The sequence below is a fragment of the Micromonospora sp. bgisy143 genome (assembly GCF_057708145.1).
On record NZ_JBYIRN010000011.1, the window covers coordinates 42,241 to 65,313 of the forward strand.

Below are 23,073 nucleotides of genomic sequence, written 5' to 3' on the forward strand. Positions count from 1 at the left end.
TCCCGTGCCCGAGCCGGACCGCTTTCGCGCCGCCGTACACCTGTGGGCGGCCGGCGGTCCGGAGGCCGCGACGGCCGCCGACACGGCCCGGGAGGCGGCGGCCGGCCTGCGTGCCGTCGTCCTCGTCGAAGGGGTCAGCGACCAGCGCGCGGTGGAGGCACTCGCGGAACGACGGCACCGCGATCTCGCCGGTGAGGGGGTCTGCGTGGTGCCGCTCGGCGGTGCGATGAGCGTCGGCCGGTACCTCCGTCTGTTCGGGGCGCAGGGGCTCGACGTGCCGGTACGGGGGCTGTGCGACGAGGCCGAGGAGGGCTTCTTCCGCCGTGGCCTGGAGCAGGCGGGCTTCGGTGCCGCCCTGGACCGACCGGCGCTGGAGGCGCTCGGGTTCGGTGTGTGCGTGACCGACCTGGAGGACGAGCTGATCCGTGCGCTGGGCAGCGACGGCGTGCGGCGGGTCATCGCGGAACAGGGGGACCTGACCCGCTGGCGGGTCTTCCAGAACCAGCCGGCCCAACGTGAACGGTCGGTCGGACGGCAACTGCGCCGATTCCTGGGCACGATGAGTGGGCGCAAGGCCCGCTACGCCGAGGCGCTGGTGCGGGCGCTCGACCCGGACCGCGTGCCCCGCCCGCTGGACCGACTGCTCGCCGGCTGATCCACCGCTGGCCCCGGGTCTCAGGCCGGCACGACCGGCTGGTCCACCACCTCGTCGACCTCCCGGCGCGGGGTGGGTCGGCCCGGCTGGCCGTACCCGATGCGCAGCACCATCTGCGGCGTGCCGAACCGCCCCAGCGACACCCGTAGCTGCTCCCGGGCGGTCGGCACCTCGATCGGCTGGGACAGCAGCGACACGGCCAACCCGGAGTCGGTGGCGGTGAGCAGCACCCGTTGCAGGGCCTGACCGGCGACCACCTGGTCGATGGCGGTGTTGCCGGCCGAGCCGAGCACCCCGACCAGCGGCTCGGGTTCGAAGTCGCGTCCCGGCGCGCGGTCGCGCCCGCCGAAGCCACGCGCGGGCAGGACGTCCTGCGGCTCGTGCTGCGGTCCGCCGGCCGAGGCGGGTACGCCGTCCGGCGCGGGCTCGTGACGCAGCCACTGCTCCCGCTCGGCGCGGTACGCCGGGTCGCGTTCCAGCACCCGGTGCGCGCTGCGGGCGATCTCGCCGAACGCGTTCACCGCGCTCACCCCGACCAGCAGTTCCAGCCAGCATCCCTCGGCGCGGGCCGCGTCGCCGAGCCGCCAACGCGCGTCGGACGGCACCGGGTCCGGCCAGAACGGCAGCCGGTTGCTGAACCGACGGGGGACGGCCAGGTGCAGGCTCTGCTCGGTGGGGCTGGGCCGGCGCGGGATGTCCGGCACCAGCCGGGCCAGCAGGTCCGGCTCGGCCGGGTCGGGACGCAGCCGTACCCGGGCGGGGATGCCGGCCACGGCCAACGCGATCCGCAGGTTGAACAGGGCCGCGCCGCAGGCGACCCGTACGCCCCAGCCGCTGGGATCGGTCGCCGGCAGCCGCCGCGACGGGTCGGCCAGCACCTCGATGCCGCCGTCCCGCAGCCGGAACCGCCACGGCTGCGTGTTGTGCAGCGACGGCGCCCGGACCGCGGTGGCGGCGGCGGTCCGCAGGTGGTCCGCGGTGTAGCCGATGTCCATGGCGGTGCTCCTTGCCTGGGTGGGTCGTCGAGCCGGGACGGCTGGCGCACTTCCACCCTGCGCCGATCCGGCGGCGCCGAGCAGGGCCGGACGTCCCGACCCATCGGGCCGACCGCCCGGCCCGGGACCGCTTCGAGGCCGGGGTCTGCCCGCCGTCCATCGCCGGACGGGCCGAGCCGGAGTCCGGCCGAGGTCGGGACCTTCGGCCCGTGCACCCGCCGATCGGTGCCTGTAGAAACGAGGGATGATCCGCGTCTTCCTCCTCGACGACCACGAGGTCGTCCGCCGTGGCCTGGCCGACCTGCTGCAGAGCAGCGGTGACATCGAGGTGGTCGGCGAGTCCGGCTCCGCGCAGGAGGCGTCGCGTCGTATTCCGGCGCTGCGGCCCGACGTGGCGATCCTCGACGCCCGGCTGCCCGACGGCAACGGCATCGACGTGTGCCGCGACATCCGGGCCGTCGACTCCGCCATCAAGGGTCTGATCCTCACCTCGTACGAGGACGACGAGGCGCTGTTCGCCGCGATCATGGCGGGTGCCGCCGGGTACGTGCTCAAGCAGATCCGCGGCACCGACCTCGTCGACGCGGTGCGCCGGGTGGCGGCCGGGCAGTCCCTGCTCGACCCGGCGATCACCACCCGGGTGCTGGAACGCATCCGTAACGGCGTCGAGCAGCCGCGCGAGTTGAAGTCGCTCACCGAGCAGGAGCGGCGGATCCTGGAGTACGTGGCCGAAGGGCTCACCAACCGGGAGATCGCCGGGAAGATGTTCCTGGCCGAGAAGACGGTGAAGAACTACGTCTCCAGCGTGCTGGCCAAGCTGGGCCTGGAGCGTCGTACCCAGGCGGCGGTCCTGGCGACCCGCCTGCTCGGCAAGACCCCCTGAGCCACCCCGCTCCCCGCGATCTTGCACTTTCTGCGCCGACAAAACCGACGTTGTCCCTCATACCGTCAACCGAAACTGCAAGATCGGCGTGCGCAAGGGTGCCGGCGTGGTCAGTCGCGCAGGGGTATTGACCAGTGCAGCTCGGTGCCTTGGGGATCGACCGGGCGGATCGTGAAGGCGCCGGTTAGGCGGTCGGCGCGTTCGCGGAGGTTGATCAGGCCGCCTCGGGCGGCACTCGGGTCGCAGCCCACCCCGTTGTCGGTGACCGTCACGCTCACCTGATCGCCGTCGACGCGTACGGCCACGTCGACGCGGGTGGCCTGCGCGTGGCGGACCGTGTTGGACAGCGCCTCGCGCAGCACGGCGGTCAGTTCCGGGCGGATGGTGTCGGGGACGGCGCTGTCCACCGGGCCGGTCAGTTCCAGGTGCGGCTTGAAGCCCAGGGACTCGGCGGCCAGCTCGATCGCCTCGCGGATCTCGGTGCGCAGCGCGGCGGTCATCGGCGTCCGCAGCTCGAAGATGGTGCGCCGGATGTCGCGGATGGTGTCGTCGAGGTCGTCGACGGCGGCGTTGATCCGTTTGGCCACCTCGGGGCGGGCCATCATCGGCGCGGCGCTCTGCAACTGCAGGCCGGTGGCGAAGAGCCGCTGGATCACCACGTCGTGCAGGTCCCGGGCGATCCGCTCACGGTCCTCCAGCACCACCAACAGCTCGCGCTCCTCCTGACCGCGCGCCCGCTCCATGGCCAGCGCCGCCTGGCCGGCGAAGCTGCCCAGCAGCGCCACGTCCTCGTCGTTGGCGCCGCCGCCCCGCTCCGGCCGGTGCGCCACGATGAGTACGCCGTGCAGCGTCTCCGCGGTGGCCAGCGGTGAGACGATCGCAGGCCCGGTGTGCAGCAGCGCCGGCCACGGCGCGGCGTGCGCCAGGTCGTCCACCTGGTCGTGCCGTCCCTGCGCCACGGCCGCCCCGAAGCTGGTGTCGGCGGCCGGCAGGACCGCGCCGACCAGCGCCCGGGCCCGCTCGTCGACGCCGTCGACGACCTCCACGGTGAACTGCGCGGTGTCGGCGTCGTGCAGCAGCACCAGCGCCAACTCCGCCTCGGCGACCTCCCGGGCGCGGCGGGCGACGAGCGCGAGCGCGTCGGTGCGCCGCACCTCGCCGAGCAGCACCGTGGTGATCTCGGCGGTGGCCGCGAGCCAGCGTTCCCGCCGGTGGGCGAGGGCGTACAGGCGGGCGTTCTCGATGGCCACGCCGGCGGCGGCGGCCAGCGCGACGACGATCTCCTCGTCGTCCTCGGTGAACTGGGCCCCGCCCTGCTTCTCGGCCAGGTAGAGGTTGCCGAACACCTGCTCCCGGATGAGCACCGGCACGCCCAGGAAGCTGTGCATGGGCGGGTGGTTGGCGGGGAAGCCGTAGGAACGCGGGTGCTGGGTGATGTCCGGCATGCGCAGCGGGCGGGGATCGTCGATGAGCAGGCCGAGCACGCCCCGCCCGTGCGGCAGGTCGCCGATCAGCGCGTGCTGCTCGGGCGTGACACCGTGCACGATGAAGTCGTGCAGCAGCCGGTCCGGGCCGACCACGCCCAGTGCGCCGTACTGGGCGCCGACCAGCTCGCAGGCCGCCTGCACGATGCGCCGCAGGGTGGTGCGCAGGTCCAGGTTGGTGCCGATACCGACGACCGCGTCGAGCAGCGCGCGCAGCCGCTCCCGGCTGGTCATCACCTCGCCGACCCGGTCCAGCATCTCCTGGAGCAGTTCGTCGAGACGGACCCGGGACAGCGGGCTCAGGCCGAGCGACGGCGTGACCGGGGTTTCCGGGCGGGGCTGCGGGACGCTGCTGGTCACCGCGCGATCCTAGCGCCGACGAATGGCGACGATCGACCCGTCAGGCCCGGTCGCCGCGGACGGCGGAGGTGTCGACCACCTGCTCGCCGGCCAGTCGCGGGGTGTGCGGCGGCCCCGCGTGCGCCGGGTCCGCGATCCCCAGGCGCAGCACGAGGTACGGGAAGCCGATGCCGGCGAGCACCTGACGCAGTGTCTGCCGGGTGCCCTCGACCTCGACCACCGCGCTCAGCGGCACCGCCGACACGCCGAGCCGGGTGGCGGTCAGCCAGGCGGCGGAGAGGGCCTCACCGGCGCGGAGCCAGCTGTCCCGCTCGTCCTCGTCGCCGTGCAGCAGCGCGTACACCGCCGCGTGGTCGTGGCCGGGGCCGACCGGCAGGCTGCCGGGACGGCCGAAGTCCCGGCTCGGGACGGTGGTCTGGGTGGGTTCCGCGGGCAGCACGTTCGCGGGTAGGCCGGTGCCGGTGTCGGCGCGGCTGGTCCAGTACGCCAGCTCGGCGCGCAGCTCCGGGTCCTCGGCCTCGACCGAGCCGGCGTGCCCGGCCGCGGCGGCCAGCTCCAGCACCTGGTCGCGGTCGAGGATCTGTAGCCGGCTGCCCTCGGCGGTGACCGCCCGGGTGATCTCCCCGATCGCGTCGGTGGGCACCGGCTCGTCGCTGACCGGCCGTCGGTCGGTGTGCCGCACCGACATGCACTGCACCAGGCGCATGGCATCGGGGTCGGGCTCGGTCCGGGTCAGGTCGGACAGGCGGGCTAGCAGGCCGGGGTCGCCCGGGTCGGGAAGGCGTCGCACCACCGTGCGCCAGCCCTCGGCGGCGAGCGCCACCCGGGCGTGGTGCAGGGCCGCGCCGCAACTGACCGCCAGCAGTCGTCCCTCCGGGTCGCCGGCCAGGAGCTGCCGGTCGGCGGCCGTGTGTAGCTCCAGCGCGTCGGGGAGGACCTGCCAGCGCCAGGGCTGCGTGTTGTGCACCGAGGGGGCGTGGCCGGCGGTGGTGGCGGCCTCCACCAGCGCGGTGGTCAGCTGGCTCTCCTGACTCATCGTCACGACCTTTCCGTCTCTGCCCATCGTGCCTCACCGGAGGATGTCCTGCGGGTGCGTTGCCGTTCCATCCTGGGGCATCGGACTCGGGACCGCAGGGGTCGAAGGTCCCGCCCGCGCCGGGTCGTGCCGCCCGCCGAGCCGGCTCGCGTGACCGTACGCCGGCCCGGTCGTCGGCCCGGCTCGCGCGACCGGCCCGCCGGCCGGCCAATCGCGCGGTGTGGGGACGGTGCACGCCGCTGGGCTGCGACGATGCGCAGGTGACAGCGGAGCCGTCCGAGTGCGTCGACGAGCAGCCGGCGCGCAGCCGCATCCGACGCTGGTGGGCGTGGGCGCCGCTGATCGGGCTCGGTGTCGCGGTGCTGGTGGGTGCGGTGCTGTGGATCGCCGGCCGACCCGGCGCGGCCCAGGTGATCTGGGCGGCCGTCACGGTCGCCGCACTGGCACCGGCCCTGTGGTCGATGCTGCGCCAGTTGTGGCGTCGGCAGTTCGGCGTGGACGTGATCGCCGTCCTGGCCCTGGCCGGCGCGCTCGTCGTCGGCGAGTACCTGGCCGGGGCGGTGATCGCGGTGATGGTGGCGACCGGACGGTCGTTGGAAGCGTACGCGCAGCGCCGGGCGACCCGGGACCTGCGGGCCCTGCTGGAGCGCGCCCCGCGCACGGCACGCCGGCGGGGCGCCGACGGCACCATCGAGGTGGTGCCGCTGGACCGGGTGGCGGTGGCGGACCGACTGCTGGTGGGGCCCGGTGACGTGGTGCCGGTCGACGGGACCGTCGACGAGGCGGCCACCCTGGACGAGTCGGTGGTGACCGGGGAGTCGCGGCTGGTGCAGCGGGCCGCCGGGGAGGCCGTGGCCAGCGGCGTGGTCAACGCGGGCGCGGGGTTCGGCATGCGGGCGACCAAGAGCGCGGCGCAGAGCACGTACGCCGGCATCGTCCGGCTGGCCGAGGAGGCCAGCGCGCACAAGGCCCCGATGGTGCGGCTGGCGGACCGGTACGCCACCGCCTTCGTCCCGTTCACGCTGGTGCTGGCGGGGTTGGCGTGGCTGTTCTCCGGCGACGTGGTCCGCGCGGTGGCGGTGCTCGTGGTGGCCACCCCCTGCCCGCTGCTACTGGCCACCCCGATCGCGATCGTGTCCGGGCTGTCGCGGGTGGCCCGACGCGGCGTGCTGGTGCGCGACGGCGGCGCGCTGGAACTGCTCGGCCGGGCCCGTACCCTGCTGGTGGACAAGACCGGCACGCTCACCGCCGGCCGCCCGCGTACGGCCGAGACGGTCGTCGCCCCCGGCGGTGACCGGGACGAGGTGCTGCGGCTGGCGGCGTCGGTGGAGCAGCTCTCCCCGCACGTGTTGGCCGCCGCGCTGGTGCGGCAGGCCCGGGCGCGGGGACTGGCGTTGACCGAGCCCGCCGACGTGACCGAGGAGCCCGGTCGGGGGGTCACCGGTCGGGTGGACGGGCGGTTGGTCCGGGTCGGGCAGCTCGGCGGCGAGCTGCCCGAGTGGGCGGACCGGGCGCGGGCCCGTACCGAGTTGGCCGGCTGGTCCGCCGTGTGGGTGAGCGACGACGGCGGCCCGCTCGGCGCGATCCTGCTGGAGGATCCGGTACGCCCCGACGCCCGCCGGACCGTGCGCCGGCTGCGCGCCGCGGGACTGCGGCGCATCGTCATGGTCACCGGTGACCGGCCGGCCACCGCCGCCCAGGTCGCCGAGGCGGTCGGCGTGGATGACGTGGTGGCCCGCTGCACGCCACAGGAGAAGGTGGCCCGGGTCCGGCAGGAGGCCGACCGGGCCGTCACCGTGATGGTCGGTGACGGCGTCAACGACGCCCCCGCCCTGGCCCAGGCACAGGTCGGCGTGGCGATGGGCGCGACCGGGGCGAACGCCTCGGCGGACGTGGCGGACGCGGTGCTCACCGTGGACCGGCTGGACCGCCTCGCCGACGCCGTGGAGATCGCCCGGTACGCCCGTCGTATCGCCGTGCAGAGCGCCACCGTCGGGATGGGACTGGCCGTGCTGGCGATGCTCGCGGCGGCGGCCGGCCGGCTGCCACCGGTCGCCGGCGCGTTCCTCCAGGAGGGCATCGACGTCCTGGTGATCCTCAACGCGTTGCGGGCCCTGCGGGGTGGACTGCGCCACCGCGACGTCCCGCCGCGCACCCGGGAGCTGCTGGCCCGCGCGGCCGAGGAACACGCGGCGGTCCGGGACGTGCTGGCCGGGGTGCGCGACGCCGCCGACCTGGCCGCCACCGATCCGGCGTCGCCGAGGTGCCTGCCGGCGGTGCGCGAGGCGCACCGCCGGCTGACCGAGCGGGTGTTGCCGCACGAGGCGGCCGAGGAGCGGCAGCTCTATCCCGCTCTGGCCGACCCGCTGGGCAGCGGCGAGGCGACGGCGACGATGAGCCGCGCCCACGTGGAGATCCGTCGTCAGGTCGACCTGCTCGGCGCGCAGCTGGCCCAGGTCGACGGCCGGCTGCGCCCGGACCAGGTGCCCGACCTGCTGGCCACCCTCTACGGGCTGGACGCCGTCCTGCGCCTGCACCTGGCGCAGGAAGAGGAGGAGTTCTTCACCCTCGACCCGGCCCCCGAGCGGCGGTGAGGCCGGCTCGGCGTCAGCGTTCCCGGACCACGGCGACCGGGCAGCCGGCGTGCTGGATGACCTGCTGGCTGACCGAGCCGAGCAGCATCCCGGCCAGCCCGCCCCGGCCCCGGCTGCCGACCACCACCAACTGGGCCGACCGGCTCGCCTCGATCAGCGTTGCCGCAGGGTTTCCGCCGACCAGGTCGACCGTGAGGTCCAGCTCGGGGAACGTCCGCCGCCACGGCTCGACCGCCTCCTCGACGGCCGCCCGCTCGTCGGGCGTCCCGGCCGCCCCACCGGGGCCCGGCGTCCAGGCGTGCACCACGCGCAGCGGTACCCGGCGCTGGGCCGCCCGTTCGGCCGCGAAGCCGAGCGCCACCAGCGACGGCTGCGAGGTGTCCACACCGACCGTCACCGGGTCGGCCGGGCCGTGGGCGGTGCCGTCGCGGACCACGATGACGGGACAGTGCGCGTGCGCGGCGACCGACACCGCGGTCGACCCGGCCAGCAGCCCGGCGAACCCGCCGTGCCCCCGGCTGCCGAGCACCAGCATCCCCGCCTCGGTGGAGCGTTCCTGCAAGACCAGGGCGGGCGGTCCGTCGTACACCTCGCCGGTGACCGTCAGACCGGGATGCGCGGCGGCGGCCTCCGTGGCGGCCTTGTGGACCAGGTCGTCCACCTGCTGCCGGGCGGCGTCGTCCGGCCAGACGCCGGGCGCGACGCCGGGACCGATCCAACCGGCCACCGTCAACCATTCGAAGATGTACGCCAGCCGCACCGGCTGACCGCTGCGCTCGGCCTCGTCCAGCGCCCAGGTCAGGGCCACCGACGCGTCGGTCGAGCCGTCGTAGCCGACCAGGATCTCCGCGTCCCGCACGTCGTCCTCCTTCTTCACGGGTTGGTCGGGTCGGTCTCGCGGACCCACCGCCACTCGGCGACCTGCGGGTCGTCCTCGCCGTACCGGCGGGTGTAGTCACGGGCCGCCTGCCGGGCGTCGACCATCTGCTGGCGCAGGTGCGCGGCGCGCGCGCCCAGCCCCGGCACCCGGTCGATGACGTCGATGACCAGGTGGAACCGGTCAAGGTCGTTGAGCATCACCATGTCGAACGGGGTGGTGGTGGTGCCCTCCTCCTTGTAGCCGCGTACGTGCAGGTTCTCGTGGTTGGTGCGGCGGTAGGTGAGCCGGTGGATGAGCCACGGGTAGCCGTGGTACGCGAAGATGACCGGTCGGTCCGGGGTGAAGATGGTGTCGAACTCCTTGTCCGGCAGGCCGTGCGGGTGTTCGGTGTCGGGTTGCAGGCGCATCAGGTCGACGACGTTGACCAACCGCACCTTCAGGTCCGGCAGGTGCCGGCGCAGCAGGTCGGCGGCGGCCAGCGTCTCCAGGGTGGGCACGTCGCCGCAGCAGGCGAGGACGACGTCCGGTTCGCTCTCGCCGTCGGTGCTGGCCCACTCCCAGATGCCGAGCCCGCGCCGGGTGTGCTGGATCGCCTCGTCCATCGTGAGCCAGTTCGGCGCCGGCTGCTTCCCGGCGACCACCACGTTGATGTAGTGCCGGCTGCGCAGGCAGTGGTCCATCGTCGAGAGCAGCGTGTTCGCGTCCGGCGGCAGGTAGACCCGTACCACCTCGGCCTTCTTGTTGACCACGTGGTCGATGAAGCCCGGGTCCTGGTGGGAGAAGCCGTTGTGGTCCTGCCGCCAGACGTGGCTGGACAGCAGGTAGTTCAGCGAGGCGATCGGCTGCCGCCACGGGATGGCCCGGGTCACCTTCAGCCACTTGGCGTGCTGGTTGAGCATCGAGTCGACGATGTGGATGAACGCCTCGTAGCTGGTGAACACGCCGTGCCGGCCGGTCAGCAGGTAACCCTCCAACCAGCCCTGGCACAGGTGCTCGGAGAGCACCTCCATCACCCGGCCGTCCGGCGAGAGGTGGTCGTCGCCGGGGACGGTGGCGGCCATCCAGGCCCGGTCGGTCACCTCGAACGCGGCACCCAACCGGTTCGATGCGACCTCGTCCGGGCCGAACAGCCGGAACGCCTGCGGGTTGGCGGCGATCACGTCGCGGATCCACGGCCCGAGCACCCCGGTCGCCCCGGCCATGGGCTGACCCGGCTCGGGGACGTCCACGCCGTAGTCGCGGAAGTCGGGCAGGACCAGGTCGCGCAGGACCACGCCGCCGTTGGTGACCGGGTTGGCGCTCATCCGCCGGTCGCCGGTCGGCGGCAGCGTCCGCAGCTCGTCGACAGGTGCGCCGGTGGCGTCGAACAGCTCCTCCGGTCGGTAGCTGCGCAGCCAGTGCTCCAGCTCGGCCAGGTGCGCCGGGTTGTCGCGCACGCCGGCCAGCGGCACCTGGTGTGCGCGGTAGGTGCCCTCCACCTCCGTGCCGTCGACCTCGCGCGGTCCGGTCCAGCCCTTCGGCGTCCGCAGGACGATCATCGGCCAGCGGGGACGCTCGACGACGCCGCCGGAGCGGGCCCGGCGCTGGATCGCGGCGATCTCGTCCAGTGCCCGGTCCATGGTGGCCGCGAGGGTGCGGTGCACCACGCTCGGGTCGTCGCCGGCCACCACGTACGGCTCGTAACCCGAGCCCCGCATCAGGTCCAGCAGGTCCGTCTCGGGGATCCGGGACAGCACGGTGGGATTGGCGATCTTGTAGCCGTTGAGGTGCAGGATGGGCAGCACCGCGCCGTCCCGGGCCGGGTTGAGGAAGACGTTGGAGAGCCAACTGCCGGCCAGCGGGCCGGTCTCGGCCTCACCATCGCCCACCACGCAGGCGACCACGAGATCTGGATGGTCGAAGGCGGCCCCGTAGGCGTGGCTCAGGGCGTACCCCAGCTCGCCGCCCTCGTGGATCGAACCCGGCACGTCCGCCGCGACGTGGCTGGGGATGCCGCCGGGGAAGGAGAACTGCCGGAACAACCGGGCCATCCCGGCCTCGTCGCGGGCGACGTCGTGGTAGCGCTCGGACCAGGTGCCCTCGAGCCAGGTGTTGGCCACGATGGCCGGGCCGCCGTGCCCGGGGCCGGTGACCAGCATGGCGTTCAGGTCGCGGGCGACGATCAGCCGGTTGAGGTGGGCGTAGATCAGGTTGAGTCCGGGGCTGGTGCCCCAGTGCCCGAGCAGCCGGGGCTTGATGTCCTCGGGGGTCAGCGGCTCGCGCAGCAGGGGGTTGCCCAGCAGGTAGATCTGCCCGACGGTGAGGTAGTTCGCGGCGCGCCAGTAGGCGTCCAGCCGGCGCAGCTCGTCGTCGGTGAGTGCGCGCTGTACGTCGAGAGCGGTGTCCATGATGCTGCCTCTCGCGGGTAGGGGGTGGGTCCGGCGTCCAGCCTCGCCGCTGCGGACGCGCTCGGTCAGGGTCGTTGGTCCCGGGTCGGGTGGGCGTCGGGCCCGGTGAGCGGCATCTCGGCGAGGCCGCGGACGACGACCACCGGGGCGGGGGAGTGGTAGAGCAGGGACTGGGCGACCGCGCCGAGCATGGCCCGTCCAGGCTCGTCGCCGCGGGCCGCGACCAGCGCCACCTGGGCCGACCGGGACGTGTCGATGAGCACCTGCGCGGGGTCGCCGCGCACGACCCGGCACTCGGTGGGTACCCCGGTGTGCCGGTCGGCATGCCGGGCCAGCGCCTCGCCGAGCTGCTCGGTGACCGCGTCGGTGTCCTCGTCGCTCTCCACCACCCGCAGGGCCACCAGGCGGGCGTCGCGCCGGGCGGCACACTCGACGGCCCACCGCAGCGCGAGGTGCGAGCTGGGTGAGCCGTCCACCCCGACCAGGACCGGGCCCTGCGGCGGTGGTTCGCGGCGGACCGTCAGCAGCGGACAGTTGGCCCGCGCCGCCAACTGCACGGCGGGCGTGTCGGCCGGGACGCACTGACCGCTGCCGGCCATCCCGCTGTCGCCGACCGCCAGCAGGAAGGCGGTCTCGGACCGGCGGATGAGGGTGGGCAGCATGGCGCTCTCGACGATCTCGCCGCGTACGGTCAGGCCGGGTTCGACCTGGTGGGCGAGCTGGGCGGCCCGGGTGATCAGAGCCTCGGCCTGGTCGCGGGGCGCGGCGACGGTGTCCGCCGCGAAGGCGGCGTGCCAGTCGAAGGTGTGCACCAGGTGCAGCGGCCGGTCATGTCCGGCGGCCTCCTGGGCGGCCTGCTCCACGACAGGGAGGTCACCGTCCGAACCGAGGCCGACCAGCACCGCCGCGTCGGCCGATGCCGCCATCCGATACCACCTCCCGGGCGTCGCGCCCGGCACGACCGCGTTTCCCTGCACCGAGGGTAGTCGGGCAGTCGCGGTGTGTGGGTGGGATCGGACCATGGGGTACGCGAAGGCGGGCGCGTCGTGTCAACGGATGTTGACGACGGGCATGCTGTCAACGTATGTTGACAGCATGAGTCAGGCGACAGAACTCGCGGCGGCAGCCGGCAGCACCGACCCCCGGGTCGGGCTCCGCGCCGTCCGCGCGCTGCGTCGGCTGCTCGAGCGACTCGAGGTGGTCCAGGTGGACAACGCCCGCCGACAGGGCTGGTCCTGGCAGGAGATCGCCGACGCGCTCGAGGTCAGCCGGCAGGCGGTGCACAAGAAGCACGCCGGGCGACCGGCGGTCAACTCATCCTGGGAGGCGTGATGTTCGAACGGTTCACCGACCGGGCACGGAACGTGGTCCGGCGGGCCCTGGAGGAGGCGCGCGCCGAGGGCCGGCGGCCGATCGGCACCGAGCACCTGCTGCTCGCCCTGCTCGCCGACGAGGACGGCCTGGCCGGACGCGTACTGGCCGAGGCCGGGGTGCGCGCCGACGACCTGCGCGAGCGGGTCCGGCGGCACACCACCGGCGGGGGCGCCGGGCTCGGCGACGCGGACGCGGCGGCGCTGCGCGAGATCGGCATCGACCTGGCCGCGATCGTGGCCCGCATCGAGCAGTCGTTCGGCCCGGACGCGCTGCGCGAGGCGGTGCCGGCGCCGCGTCGTCGCTGGGGGCGTCGCCGCTACCTGGGCGGCCCGTTCTCGCCCCGGTCGAAGAAGGCCCTGGAGCTGTCGCTGCGCGAGGCGCTGCGGCTGCGCCACAAGCACATCGGCACCGAACACATCCTGCTCGGCGTGCTGCGTGAGGGCCAGGGGCTGGGCGCGCTGGTGCTCACCGAGGCCGGGGTCGACCTCGACGATCTTCGTCGTCGGGTGGAGGTGGCGCTGCGTACGGCGGCGTGAGGCGTCACCCGCGCGTTGAAACCTGTCTGTGGCACTTCCGACGCAGGCCGTCCGCCGGGTCGCTGACGGCGGCTCGGTGCTGCACACTGGCGCCGTGGATGCTGGACAGGACAGGCGCCCCTCAGGTGGCGACGGCGGGCTGCGCTCCGCCGTGGTGGTCAATCCGGCGAAGGTCGCCGACCTCGACGAGCTGCGCCGCACCGTGAACGACGCGCTGGCCGCCGCCGGCTGGCCCGAGCCGCAGTGGTTCGAGACCACCGTCGACGACCCCGGCCGGGGCCAGACCGAGCAGGCCGTCAAGGACGGGGTCGACCTGGTCTTCGCCTGCGGCGGCGACGGCACCGTGATGTCCTGCGTCAGCGGGCTGGTCGGCACCGACGTGGCCCTCGCCGTGCTGCCGCAGGGCACCGGCAACCTGCTCGCCGCGAACCTCGGCCTCTCCACCGACCTCGCGGCGGGGCTCCAGGTCGCCGTCGAACGCGGTCGGCGACTGCTCGACGTCGGCGCGGTGGAGAACCAGTACTTCACCGTGATGGCCGGTATGGGCTTCGACGCCCAGATGCTCGACGCGACGAACGAGACCACCAAGGCCCGCATCGGCTGGCCGGCGTACGTGATGGGCGCCGTGAAGCACCTGCGCGACCGGCCGATGCGGGTGCAGATCCGCATCGACGACCGCCCGCCCGTGCGCCGCCGGGCCCGCTCGGTGCTGATCGCCAACGTCGGCCGGCTCCAGGGCGGCGTGACCCTGTTGACCGAGGCCGAGCCGGACGACGGCTGGCTCGACGTCGCCGTCCTCACCCCGCGTAACCTGCGGCACTGGCTGGCGCTCGGCTGGGCCGTGGTCCGCCGCAGCGGTCAGGTGCCGCAGCTGGAGGTCTTCCGCGGCCGCAAGGTGATGGTCACCAGCAACCGTCCGCAGCCACGGGAGCTGGACGGCGATCTCATCGCCCCCGGCCGGCGGCTGCACGCCGAGATCCGACCGCAGTCGCTGTGGCTCTGCGTCCCGCAGCCCGAGGACGCCCCCGACCTGTCCGACGACGCGCAGGGCGCCGGGGAGCGGGGCGAGCAGCTGATCGAGGAAGCGCGCCGTGAGTAGCACCCGGATCGTGCCGGAGACCCGGCTGATGGCCGACGAGGAGCTGTCGGCCGACGACGCCTGGCACACACTGCGCCGCAAGGGCGGCTGGCACCTGCTGCGCGACGCGTTCATCCGGTTCCGCTACGGCGACGGGTTCAGCCACTCGCGCGCCTTCGCGCTGCAACTCTGCCTGGCCGTGGTGCCGTTCCTCATCGCGCTCACCGGTCTGATCAGCGAGCTGGGCGTGGAGGAGGGCGGCCGGGTGGTCGCCGACACCGTGCTGGCGCTCACCCCCGGTCAGAGCGCCGAGGTCGTCGGCGAACTGCTCGGCGAGGGCGAACGCGTCGAGGACGCGGGGGAGCTGGCGCTCACCCTCGGTCTGCTCACCGGCCTGGTCGCGCTGACCACCACGATGGCCCAGATCGAGCGGGGCGCCAACCGCATCTACGGCGTCGAACGGGACCGCCCGGCGTTCTGGAAATACCTGCGGGCGGCCGTGCTGGCCGTCACCGCCGGCCTGCCCGCGCTGGCCGGCTTCCTGATCCTCGTCGGCGGCGGGGCGATGGGCGACTCGGTACGCGAGCACTACGAGTGGGGCGAGACCGCCAACATCATCTGGAACGTGATCCGGTTCCCGTTGAGCCTCGGCCTGACCGTGCTCGCCGTGGCGGTGCTGTTCCGGCACGCGCCGCGCCGCAACCAGCCGGGGCTGTCCTGGCTGTTCTTCGGCGCCGGCATCGCCACCGCCCTGTGGTGGCTGGCCAGCCTGCTGCTCGCCGCGTACGTCAAGTTCAGCGACGGCTTCGGGCAGACCTACGGCGCGCTCACCGGGATGATGGCGCTGCTGCTCTGGGCCAACCTGACCGGCATGGCGCTCTTCGGCGGGCTGGCCTTCGCCGCCCAGTTGGAGGCGCTGCGGATCGGTGTGCAGGAGCCCGCGCAGCCCGACCTGTGGGAACCCGAGGCCGACCGGGCCGAGCTGTTCGACACCGGGGACATGACCGCGCTCTGAGCGCGCCGGGTGTACGCCGGACGCGGATCGGGTACCTCGCCTCGCCAGGTACGACAAGGGAGGTGCGGGGTGACCGCGGTCAAAGAGGTGGCTCGGCGTCCGATCGGTCACTTCGCCGAACGGAGCATCGCCGGTCTGGTCGCCGTCATCGGCGCCGGTGCGGCGTTCGGACTGTTGCTGTTGCTCGTCCGCTTCAAGTGGAGCCCGTTGCAGGACGCCGACCACTCCCTCGCCGAGTGGTTCAACTCGCTCGTCGCCCCACACCACCCGCTGGTCACCGTGCTCCAGGCGGTGACCGACCTGGGTGGCCGACCGATCCTCATCTGGCTGGTCGCGATCCCGGCGATCGGCCTGCTGATCCGGCGGCAGCCCCGGCTGGCCGTCTACCTGATCGTCACGGGGGTCGGCGGGCTGATCCTCGACCCGTCGCTCAAGAACCTCGTCGGTCGACTCCGCCCGGTGGTGGACGTCCCGGTCGCCAGCGCTCCCGGCAACAGTTTCCCGAGTGGGCACGCGCTCGGCTCGATCGTCGCGTACGGGGCGCTGCTGCTGGTGTTCCTGCCGGCGATGGCGCCCCGCTGGCGCAAGCCCGCGATCGTCGGCGTCGGCGTGCTGGTGGCGCTGATCGGGCTGACCCGGATCGCACTGGGCGTGCACTTCGTCTCCGACGTGCTGGGCGCCTGGCTGCTCGGGGCCGCCTGGCTGGGCGTCACCGCGTACGCCTTCCGGCTGTGGCGGCGTGAGCGCGGCAAGCCGGTGCCGCCGCTGACCGAGGGACTGGAGCCGGAGGCGGGGCACGACATCGCCATCGCCCCGGCCGAGGAGCGGGTGCTGGCGCATCCCCGCTCGGCGGTGGCCGAGCTGCTGGTCGGTTGGGTACTCGTGTTCGGCGCGCTGTACGGCTTCGGCACGTACGTCAGCTACCACGCCAAGGGCACCTTCTTCGCCACCCTGGACACCGAGGTCCCGCGCTGGTTCGCCGACCGGCACACCGACCTGCTGACCGACGTGAGCTGGTGGTGGAGCAAGTTCGGGGACACCCACGCGATCCTGCTCATCTCGCTGGTGTTCTGCCCGCTGGTGCTCGCCGTGTGGCGGCGGTGGCGGCCCGTGCTGTTCGTGGTGCTGGCGATGGTCGGCGAGCTGACCCTCTTCCTCGCCTCGGCGCACGTGGTCGACCGGCCGCGACCGCCGGTGGAGAACCTGGACGGGCAGATGCCCACCTCCTCGTTCCCGTCCGGGCACATCGCGGCCACGATCTGCGTCTGGCTGGCGATCACGCTGATCGTGTTCCCGCGTACCGACCGCTGGTGGCGGTGGATCTTCGTGGCGCTGGCCGTGATCATGCCGGTCGGGGTGGCGACCTCCCGGATGTACCGGGGGATGCACCACCCGACCGACTTCATGGGCGCGATCCTGCTCTCCGCGCTCTGGATCGGCCTGCTCTACCTCGTGATCCGCCCCAACGCCGACCTGGCGGAGGGCAACCAGCCGGCCATCGAGTCGGAGGACGTGGACACCCTCGACGACGAGCTGGCGCGCGCCGGCCGGGCCGACTGAGCACCACGATGCTGCGGGTGATGACCTGGAACATCCGCACCGGCGGTCGGGACGGTGACAGCACCGACCGGCTCGATCGGGTGGTCCAGGTCGTCGACCGGCAGACGCCGGACGTGTTGGCGTTGCAGGAGCTGCGCGGCTTCGACCAGGCCAGGCTGACGGCCGCCGTGGCGGACCGGGTCGGAATGACGGCCCACCTGGCCCGGTCCTGCTTCGGGCAGCCGGTCGCGGTGCTGGTCCGGCCGCCGTACCGGGTGCTCGCCGCGGGGCCGCTGCGTCGGCCGTTCCACCACGCCGCCGCCCGCGTCGTGGTGTCCACCCCGGCCGGGCCGCTCACCGTGCTCGGCACCCACCTCTGGCCGTACTCGGGAGGCCGTCGACGGATGGAGGTCGACTGGCTGGTCGCCGCCCTGCGCCGCGCCCCCGGGCCGCTGACCCTGCTCGCCGGTGACCTCAACTCGCTCGACCCGACGGTCGACCACACCGCCCGGCTCGCCGGTCTGCCCGCCCTGTATCGGCGGCGGCACCTGCGCCGGCGCGGCGGCGCGGTGGACACCCGCGCGGTCGCCCGACTGCTCGACGCCGGTCTGGTCGACCTGTGGCCGTCCGCCAACGCGGGGGCCCCGGAGGCCGCCGGCCGGACCGTCCCCACCCGGTTCGGGGGCGCGGAGTTCGCCGGGATGCGGCTGGACTACCTGCTGGGCAGCCGCGCGGTGGCCGAGCGGGTGCGCGACTGCCGGGTGATCCGTGACGCGACGACGGACACCGCCTCCGACCACTATCCACTGCTGGCCACCATCGATCTGTGACCCGCACGGGGCCGCGCCGGATGGCGTCGCCGGGCTACCGTGCCCACCGTGACCGACCGCCCCACCCTCCGCCCGCCGCTGCCCGGTCCGCCGACCGATCATCCGGCCGCGCCGACGGTGACGCTCGCGGGCCGAGTGCCGTCGACCGTCCACACGGCCGAGCCGGCCACCGACGCGCTTCCGCTCGTCGCGGCCGTCGCGCGCGGCGTCGCGCTGGTCTTCGTGCTGCCGGTACGCCTGCTCTGGGAGCTGATCGCGGCTGCCGGCCGGCTGCTGCGCCGGTACCTGCTCACCCCGGTCGGACGGTTCCTGCGCGACTGGCTGGTGGCGCCGCTGGTCTGGGCCCTGGACCGGCTGCTGTGGCGTCCGCTGCTCTGGTGCGCCGACCACCTGATCTGGCGTCCGCTGCGCTGGGTGGCCCGCAACCTCGTGTGGGTGCCGTTGGTGTGGCTGGGGCGTGGCCTGGCCTGGGCGGCTCGCACGCTCGTGTGGCTGCCGCTGGTGTGGCTGGGGCGTGGCCTGGCCTGGGCAGCTCAGACGCTGGTCTGGCTGCCGTTGGTGTGGCTCGGGCGCGGCCTGGCGTGGGCGGCGCGGACTCTCGTGTGGCTGCCGTTGGTGTGGTTGGCGTCCGCCCTCGCCTGGACGGTCCGCACGGTGCTCTGGTCACCGCTGGTGTGGCTGGCCCGCCGCGGGCTGCGCCCGCCGCTGGTGGCTCTCGGTCGCGTGCTGGCCTGGCTCGCCGAGCATCTCGTCGTACGGCCGCTGCGCTGGCTGGGCGCGACGCTCGCCCCCGCCGGACGGCTGCTGTGGCGCGGTGTCGCCCTGCTCGCCGGGGCGGTGGCCGCCGCGCTCGTCGCGCTGGCGCAGGGAGTCCGGTGGGTCGTGGTCGGCCTGGCGCGCGGCATCTGGTGGCTCGTCGTCGGGTTCGGCCGGCTGGTCGTCGCCGCGCTGGTGGGGGCGTGGCGGATCGCCGGCTGGCTGCTGCGGTGGGGCTACCGACTGCTGCTGCGCCCGGTCGGGCTGGGGCTGCGCTGGCTGTGGCGGCACACCGTACGTCCGCTGCTGTCGGGCGTCCGGTGGGTCTGGTCGGTGACGGTCGTGCCGGTGGCGCGCGGTCTGCGTGCGGTGTGGCGGGCCACCGTCCCGCCGGCCGCCCGGTGGACCCGACGCGCGGTGCTCGACCCGGCCCGGGTGGCCTCCCGGGAGGTGCTCAGCGCACTGGGCCTGCGCCGCTGACGACGCCTCAGAGCACCAGATTGAGCAGCACGGTCAGCACCACCGAAGCCAGGATCGAGAAGAGGATCATCAGGAGGCAGCCGAGGCCACCACCGAGCGGGCGGATCTCCGTGTTTCCGAAGCGCATGAGGTTCACCTGTCCGTGAGTGCGGGCTGCGGGCTGAGCAGATGGCGGATCGCGTCCGCGACCGCCGTCGGGGCGGTGGTGACCACGTTGTGCGCGGCACCCGGTACGACGGTCAGGCCGGCGTCCGGCACGAGCCGGGTCACCTGCGCACGCCACCGCGCCGGGACCACCGGATCACGACCGCCGGTCAGCACGAGGGTCGGCACGGTGATCCGCACGAGGTCGGCCTCGATCGCGTTGCGCACCGAGTGCGACAGCGTGGCGAAGACCCGCCAGGGCCGGGCGTCCCAGATGTCCCGGACCAGGACGGGCGCCTGCATCGGCGCCTCGCGCGCGGTGTCAACCAGCCATCGGCCGAACAGGGCCCGCCGGGACCGGGCCACCGGGGCACTTGTCGGCCCGGCCAGCACCAGCGCGCGTACGGCGTCCGGATGGTTCGCGGCGAGCGCGGCGGCGACCTCCGCGCCGAACGAGTGCCCCACCAGGCAGACCGGCGGCAGTCGGTACGCGGCCAGCCAGGCGGCCAGGTGGTCGGCGTGCTGCGCGACGTCGTACGCGCCCCGGGGGTGGTCGCTCAGACCGAAGCCGGGCAGGTCCGGCACGTACACCGGGTTGGTGCCGGCGAGCGCGACGGCCAGCGGGGTGAGATACCGGTGCGAGACGGCCAGCCCGTGCACCAGCACCACGGGCGTGGCCCCGGTGCCCGCGTCGGCGCTTCGCCGGGTGTGGGTGCGCAGTCCGTCGACGAGCCGCCAGTCGCTGGTGAGACCGGCGGCCCGTCGGGGAGCGGCGAGCGCGAGCCGCAGCTCGGCCAACCCGAACCGGCCGGGCGGCGTCAACCTCACAGTTGACGCAGCCGGGGCAGTAGCTGCTCCTGAGCCCAGTCCAGGAACATCGGCTGGGTCTCCCCGCCGACCTGGATGATCGCCACGTGGGTGAAGCCGGCGTCGACGAACTTGCGGAACGCCTCGACGTGGGCGTCCACGTCCGGACCGCAGGAGATGCCCTCGGCGACGTCCTCCTCCCGGACGAACTGGGTGGCGGCCGCGAACGACTCCGGGCCCGGCAGGTCGGCGTTGACCTTCCAGCCCATGCCGAACCAGCGGAACTGGTCGTGCACGATCTTGCGGCACTCGGCCTCGTCGGGGCCGTAGCAGATCGCCACCTGCCCGTAGCGGGGCTGGCCGGCGCCGCCCGCGTCGTCGTACATCTCGATGATGTGCCGGTCGGGCTCGGTGGCGACGAGGCCGTTGCCGTACTCGGCGGCGAGGGTGGCCGACTGCCGGCCGGAGGCGGCGATCGCCATCGGCACCGGCCGCTCGGGCCGGTCCCAGACGTACGCGTCGGGTACGTCGAAGTGGTTCCCGGAGAAGGTCAACGTCTCGCCGTTGAGCAGCGGACGGATGATCTGCAACGCCTCCTCGAACATCTCGTGGCGTTGCTGTACGTGCGGCCAGCCGCCGACAACGTGTTCGTTCAGGTTCTCCCCGGCGCCCAGGCCGAGGGTGAACCGCCCGTCCGACAGCGCGCCGATGGTGCTGGCCTTCTGGGCCACCACGGCCGGGTGGTAGCGGCGGATCGGGCAGGTCACGAACGACATCAGCTCCGCGCGGGAGGTGGCGTGCGCGACCGCGCCGAGCACCGACCAGGCGTACGGGGAGTGCCCCTGGGAGTCCAGCCACGGGTAGTAGTGGTCGGACATCACCAGTTGGTCGAAGCCGGCCGCCTCGGCCCGCACCGCGTGGTCCACCAGTTGCTTCGGACCGGCCTGCTCGCACATCAGGGTGTAGCCGACGCTCACCATCCCGGTATCTCCTTCTCGCCGACGGTTCGTCCCGGGATACCCAGGTCAGCCATGGTCAACCCTCCCGTCCGGTTCGGTCGCACGACGCTTGACGGATGCTGCGGACCCGCCTACGGTTTTCTTAACCGGTTAAGACCCTCGGTGTGGCGTACATCCTGTGGTGGGGATGACCGCCCCGTGACGGCCCGCGTCCGCGCGGGCCGTCACGGCTGCCCGCCCCCGCGAGCGTGCTACTGAACCGGTTGCGAGGACTGATCCATCGCCCTAGGCTGATGCGCGCCGCCGGGAGCCGGGCGGCGGCTGTCGGGCTGCAGCCGCCTTCCCCTGTCGCACCCCACCCCTGTCGGGCATCGGGGGTCCTCCCTGAGGAAGGCCATGAAGAGTCGACTCTCCGCCGCCGGCGCCGCCCTGCTGGCGCTGCTGCTCGCCGTGCTGGCGTTCGGTCAACCGGCGCACGCCGCGGCCGGCTTCTCCGTCGCGGGCGGCAAGCTGTACGACGCCAACGGCGCCGAATTCGTCATGCGTGGCGTCAACCACGCGCACACCTGGTATCCGCAGCAGACCAGCTCGTTCGCGAACGTCAAGGCGCTCGGCGCGAACACCGTGCGGGTGGTGCTCTCCAGCGGTGACCGCTGGACCCGGAACACCAACGCCGACGTCGCCAACGTCATCTCGCTCTGCAAGGCCAACCGGCTGATCTGTGTGCTGGAGGTGCACGACACCACCGGCTACGGCGAGCAGAGCGGTGCGATCACCCTGGACCGTGCCGTCGACTACTGGCTCAGCCTGAAGGACGTGCTGGTCGGCCAGGAGCGGTACGTCATCGTCAACATCGGCAACGAGCCGTACGGCAACTACAACTACGGCTCGTGGGCCACCGACAGCGCCAACGCGATCAAGCGGCTGCGGGCCGGCGGCCTGACCCACACCATCATGGTGGACGCGCCGAACTGGGGCCAGGACTGGGGGTTCCTCATGCGCGACAACGCCGCGTCGGTCTTCGCCGCCGATCCGGCCCGCAACACGCTCTTCTCCATCCACATGTACGGCGTCTTCGACACCGCCGCCGAGATCAGCGACTACCTGGGTCGGTTCCGTTCGGCGGGGCTGCCCATCGTGGTCGGAGAGTTCGGCTTCAACCACTCCGACGGCGACCCGGACGAGGACTCGATCCTCGCGTACAGCCAGGCCAACGGGATCGGCTGGCTCGGCTGGTCGTGGAGCGGCAACGGGGGTGGCGTCGAGTATCTCGACATGGCCACCGCGTTCAACCCGGCCAGCCTGACCACCTGGGGGCAGCGGGTCTTCAACGGCGTCAACGGCATCCGGCAGACCGCCCGTGAGGCCACCGTCTTTGGCGGCACCCCGCCACCGACGACCCCGCCGCCCACCACGCCACCTCCCACCACCCCGCCGCCGACGACCCCGCCGCCGACCACGCCACCTCCCACCACCCCGCCGCCGACGACCCCGCCGCCGACCACGCCACCTCCCACCACCCCGCCGCCCGCCGGTGGCTGCACGGCCAGCTACACCGTCACCAACCAGTGGCAGGGCGGCTTCCAGGCTGAGGTACGCGTGACAGCCGGCGGCTCGGCGATCACGGGGTGGACAGTCCGGTGGACACTCGCCAACGGGCAGAGCGTCACGCAGTCCTGGAACGCGACGGTCACCAGTAGCGGTTCCACGGTGACCGCGCGGAACGTGGACTACAACGGCCGACTGGCCGCCGGGACCAGCGCGAGTTTCGGCTTCCTCGGCGGCTGGAGCGGCACCAACCCGACACCGCAGGTGAGCTGCACCGCCGGCTGAGTGACGTACGGCGACCAACGCCAGGTGGCCGGGCCCGCAGCGGGTCCGGCCATTGCGTCCTCCGGGAGCCCGCGCGCGGTCAGTGCTGCTCGCCGGTCAGGTTCACGATGACCACGCCCGCGATGATCAGCGCGATGCCGGTGAGCTTGACCGGCCCGACCGACTCGCCCAGGAACACCGCGCCGATCGCCACGATGGCCGCGGTGCCCAGACCCGACCAGAGGGCGTACGCGACACCGACCGGTATCTCCTTCACGGCCTGCGCCAGCAGCAGGAAGGCCAGCGCGTAGCCGACCAGGCAGCCCACCGTCGGCCAGAGGCGGGTGAAGCCGGCGGTGCTCCTGATCAGGCTGGTCGCCACCACCTCGGCGAGGATCGCGATCCCCAACAGCACGTACGCCATAAGCCCCTGGCCCCTCAGTCTCTAGCCCACGGTCCTGGTCGGCCG

The 23,073-nt window shown here is 73.5% G+C and carries 20 protein-coding genes; 11 read left to right on the forward strand and 9 right to left on the reverse strand.

Features of this window, described 5'->3' with window-relative positions; translation table 11 throughout:
• Positions 1 to 4 precede the first annotated feature (4 nt).
• A complete protein-coding gene (locus tag AC3EN4_RS15165; RefSeq protein ID WP_435206472.1) occupies positions 5 to 655 on the forward strand; it encodes a TOPRIM nucleotidyl transferase/hydrolase domain-containing protein in 651 nt (216 codons plus the stop codon).
• A 20-nt stretch (positions 656 to 675) separates the two neighbouring features.
• On the opposite strand, the gene AC3EN4_RS15170 is transcribed toward AC3EN4_RS15165, so the two are convergent.
• Complete coding sequence (locus tag AC3EN4_RS15170; protein ID WP_435206473.1) at positions 676 to 1,650, reverse strand: Acg family FMN-binding oxidoreductase; 975 nt, start codon at positions 1,648 to 1,650, stop codon at positions 676 to 678.
• Between the two features lie 244 nt (positions 1,651 to 1,894).
• Here AC3EN4_RS15170 and AC3EN4_RS15175 point away from each other — a divergent pair, with 244 nt between their 5' ends.
• Complete coding sequence (locus AC3EN4_RS15175; RefSeq protein WP_422739043.1) at positions 1,895 to 2,533, forward strand: response regulator; 639 nt, start codon at positions 1,895 to 1,897, stop codon at positions 2,531 to 2,533.
• A gap of 110 nt (positions 2,534 to 2,643) precedes the next feature.
• Here the strand turns inward: AC3EN4_RS15175 and AC3EN4_RS15180 are convergent, their stop codons facing one another.
• Together AC3EN4_RS15180 and AC3EN4_RS15185 are read right to left on the reverse strand one after the other, a co-directional pair.
• On the reverse strand, positions 2,644 to 4,320 hold the full coding sequence (locus tag AC3EN4_RS15180; protein ID WP_435206591.1) for a sensor histidine kinase: 1,677 nt from the start codon (positions 4,318 to 4,320) through the stop codon (positions 2,644 to 2,646).
• A gap of 97 nt (positions 4,321 to 4,417) precedes the next feature.
• A complete protein-coding gene (locus AC3EN4_RS15185) occupies positions 4,418 to 5,413 on the reverse strand; it encodes an Acg family FMN-binding oxidoreductase (RefSeq protein WP_435206474.1) in 996 nt (331 codons plus the stop codon).
• A 260-nt stretch (positions 5,414 to 5,673) separates the two neighbouring features.
• On the opposite strand from AC3EN4_RS15185, the gene AC3EN4_RS15190 reads away from it, so the two are divergent.
• On the forward strand, positions 5,674 to 8,007 hold the full coding sequence (locus AC3EN4_RS15190; protein ID WP_435206475.1) for a heavy metal translocating P-type ATPase: 2,334 nt from the start codon (positions 5,674 to 5,676) through the stop codon (positions 8,005 to 8,007).
• Between the two features lie 13 nt (positions 8,008 to 8,020).
• Here the strand turns inward: AC3EN4_RS15190 and AC3EN4_RS15195 are convergent, their stop codons facing one another.
• The 3 genes from AC3EN4_RS15195 to AC3EN4_RS15205 all read right to left on the reverse strand — a co-directional run bounded on the left by AC3EN4_RS15195 (position 8,021) and on the right by AC3EN4_RS15205 (position 12,200).
• Positions 8,021 to 8,866: a universal stress protein gene (locus AC3EN4_RS15195; RefSeq protein ID WP_435206476.1), complete on the reverse strand. Its 846-nt coding sequence runs from the start codon at positions 8,864 to 8,866 to the stop codon at positions 8,021 to 8,023.
• A gap of 14 nt (positions 8,867 to 8,880) precedes the next feature.
• Entirely contained in the window at positions 8,881 to 11,274 is a 2,394-nt protein-coding gene (locus tag AC3EN4_RS15200) for a phosphoketolase family protein (RefSeq protein WP_435206477.1), read from the reverse strand.
• A 65-nt stretch (positions 11,275 to 11,339) separates the two neighbouring features.
• The gene (locus tag AC3EN4_RS15205) at positions 11,340 to 12,200 is read right to left on the reverse strand and encodes a universal stress protein (RefSeq protein ID WP_435206478.1); all 861 of its coding nucleotides are present in this window, start codon (positions 12,198 to 12,200) and stop codon (positions 11,340 to 11,342) included.
• A 169-nt stretch (positions 12,201 to 12,369) separates the two neighbouring features.
• On the opposite strand from AC3EN4_RS15205, the gene AC3EN4_RS15210 reads away from it, so the two are divergent.
• The 7 genes from AC3EN4_RS15210 to AC3EN4_RS15240 all read left to right on the forward strand — a co-directional run bounded on the left by AC3EN4_RS15210 (position 12,370) and on the right by AC3EN4_RS15240 (position 18,882).
• Positions 12,370 to 12,606: an HTH domain-containing protein gene (locus AC3EN4_RS15210; protein WP_007457155.1), complete on the forward strand. Its 237-nt coding sequence runs from the start codon at positions 12,370 to 12,372 to the stop codon at positions 12,604 to 12,606.
• Positions 12,606 to 13,184 carry a Clp protease N-terminal domain-containing protein gene (locus tag AC3EN4_RS15215; RefSeq protein ID WP_435206592.1) on the forward strand — a complete coding sequence of 193 codons (579 nt, stop codon included), beginning with the start codon at positions 12,606 to 12,608 and terminating at the stop codon, positions 13,182 to 13,184. The genes AC3EN4_RS15210 and AC3EN4_RS15215 overlap by 1 nt, the downstream gene beginning before the upstream one ends.
• Positions 13,185 to 13,278: 94 nt before the next feature.
• The gene (locus tag AC3EN4_RS15220) at positions 13,279 to 14,283 is read left to right on the forward strand and encodes a diacylglycerol/lipid kinase family protein (RefSeq protein WP_435206479.1); all 1,005 of its coding nucleotides are present in this window, start codon (positions 13,279 to 13,281) and stop codon (positions 14,281 to 14,283) included.
• Positions 14,276 to 15,277, forward strand: coding sequence for a YihY/virulence factor BrkB family protein (locus AC3EN4_RS15225; RefSeq protein ID WP_421475339.1), 1,002 nt, complete (start codon positions 14,276 to 14,278; stop codon positions 15,275 to 15,277). Before AC3EN4_RS15220 ends, AC3EN4_RS15225 begins: the two co-directional genes overlap by 8 nt.
• Before the next feature lie 69 nt (positions 15,278 to 15,346).
• Positions 15,347 to 16,837, forward strand: coding sequence for a phosphatase PAP2 family protein (locus AC3EN4_RS15230; RefSeq protein ID WP_435206480.1), 1,491 nt, complete (start codon positions 15,347 to 15,349; stop codon positions 16,835 to 16,837).
• An 8-nt stretch (positions 16,838 to 16,845) separates the two neighbouring features.
• Positions 16,846 to 17,646, forward strand: a complete 801-nt coding sequence (locus AC3EN4_RS15235) for an endonuclease/exonuclease/phosphatase family protein (RefSeq protein WP_435206481.1) — start codon at positions 16,846 to 16,848, stop codon at positions 17,644 to 17,646.
• Between the two features lie 48 nt (positions 17,647 to 17,694).
• Positions 17,695 to 18,882 carry a hypothetical protein gene (locus tag AC3EN4_RS15240; RefSeq protein ID WP_435206482.1) on the forward strand — a complete coding sequence of 396 codons (1,188 nt, stop codon included), beginning with the start codon at positions 17,695 to 17,697 and terminating at the stop codon, positions 18,880 to 18,882.
• A 132-nt stretch (positions 18,883 to 19,014) separates the two neighbouring features.
• Here AC3EN4_RS15240 and AC3EN4_RS15245 read toward each other — a convergent pair whose 3' ends face one another.
• A complete protein-coding gene (locus AC3EN4_RS15245; RefSeq protein ID WP_435206483.1) occupies positions 19,015 to 19,854 on the reverse strand; it encodes an alpha/beta fold hydrolase in 840 nt (279 codons plus the stop codon).
• Positions 19,851 to 20,813, reverse strand: a complete 963-nt coding sequence (locus AC3EN4_RS15250; RefSeq protein WP_435206484.1) for a TIGR03557 family F420-dependent LLM class oxidoreductase — start codon at positions 20,811 to 20,813, stop codon at positions 19,851 to 19,853. The genes AC3EN4_RS15245 and AC3EN4_RS15250 overlap by 4 nt, the downstream gene beginning before the upstream one ends.
• A 375-nt stretch (positions 20,814 to 21,188) precedes the next feature.
• Here AC3EN4_RS15250 and AC3EN4_RS15255 point away from each other — a divergent pair, with 375 nt between their 5' ends.
• A complete protein-coding gene (locus AC3EN4_RS15255; protein ID WP_435206485.1) occupies positions 21,189 to 22,625 on the forward strand; it encodes a cellulase family glycosylhydrolase in 1,437 nt (478 codons plus the stop codon).
• A gap of 79 nt (positions 22,626 to 22,704) precedes the next feature.
• Here AC3EN4_RS15255 and AC3EN4_RS15260 read toward each other — a convergent pair whose 3' ends face one another.
• Positions 22,705 to 23,028 (reverse strand): DMT family transporter, encoded by a 324-nt coding sequence (locus AC3EN4_RS15260; protein WP_435206486.1) that lies wholly within the window; start codon positions 23,026 to 23,028, stop codon positions 22,705 to 22,707.
• Between the last annotated feature and the right edge of the window lie 45 nt (positions 23,029 to 23,073).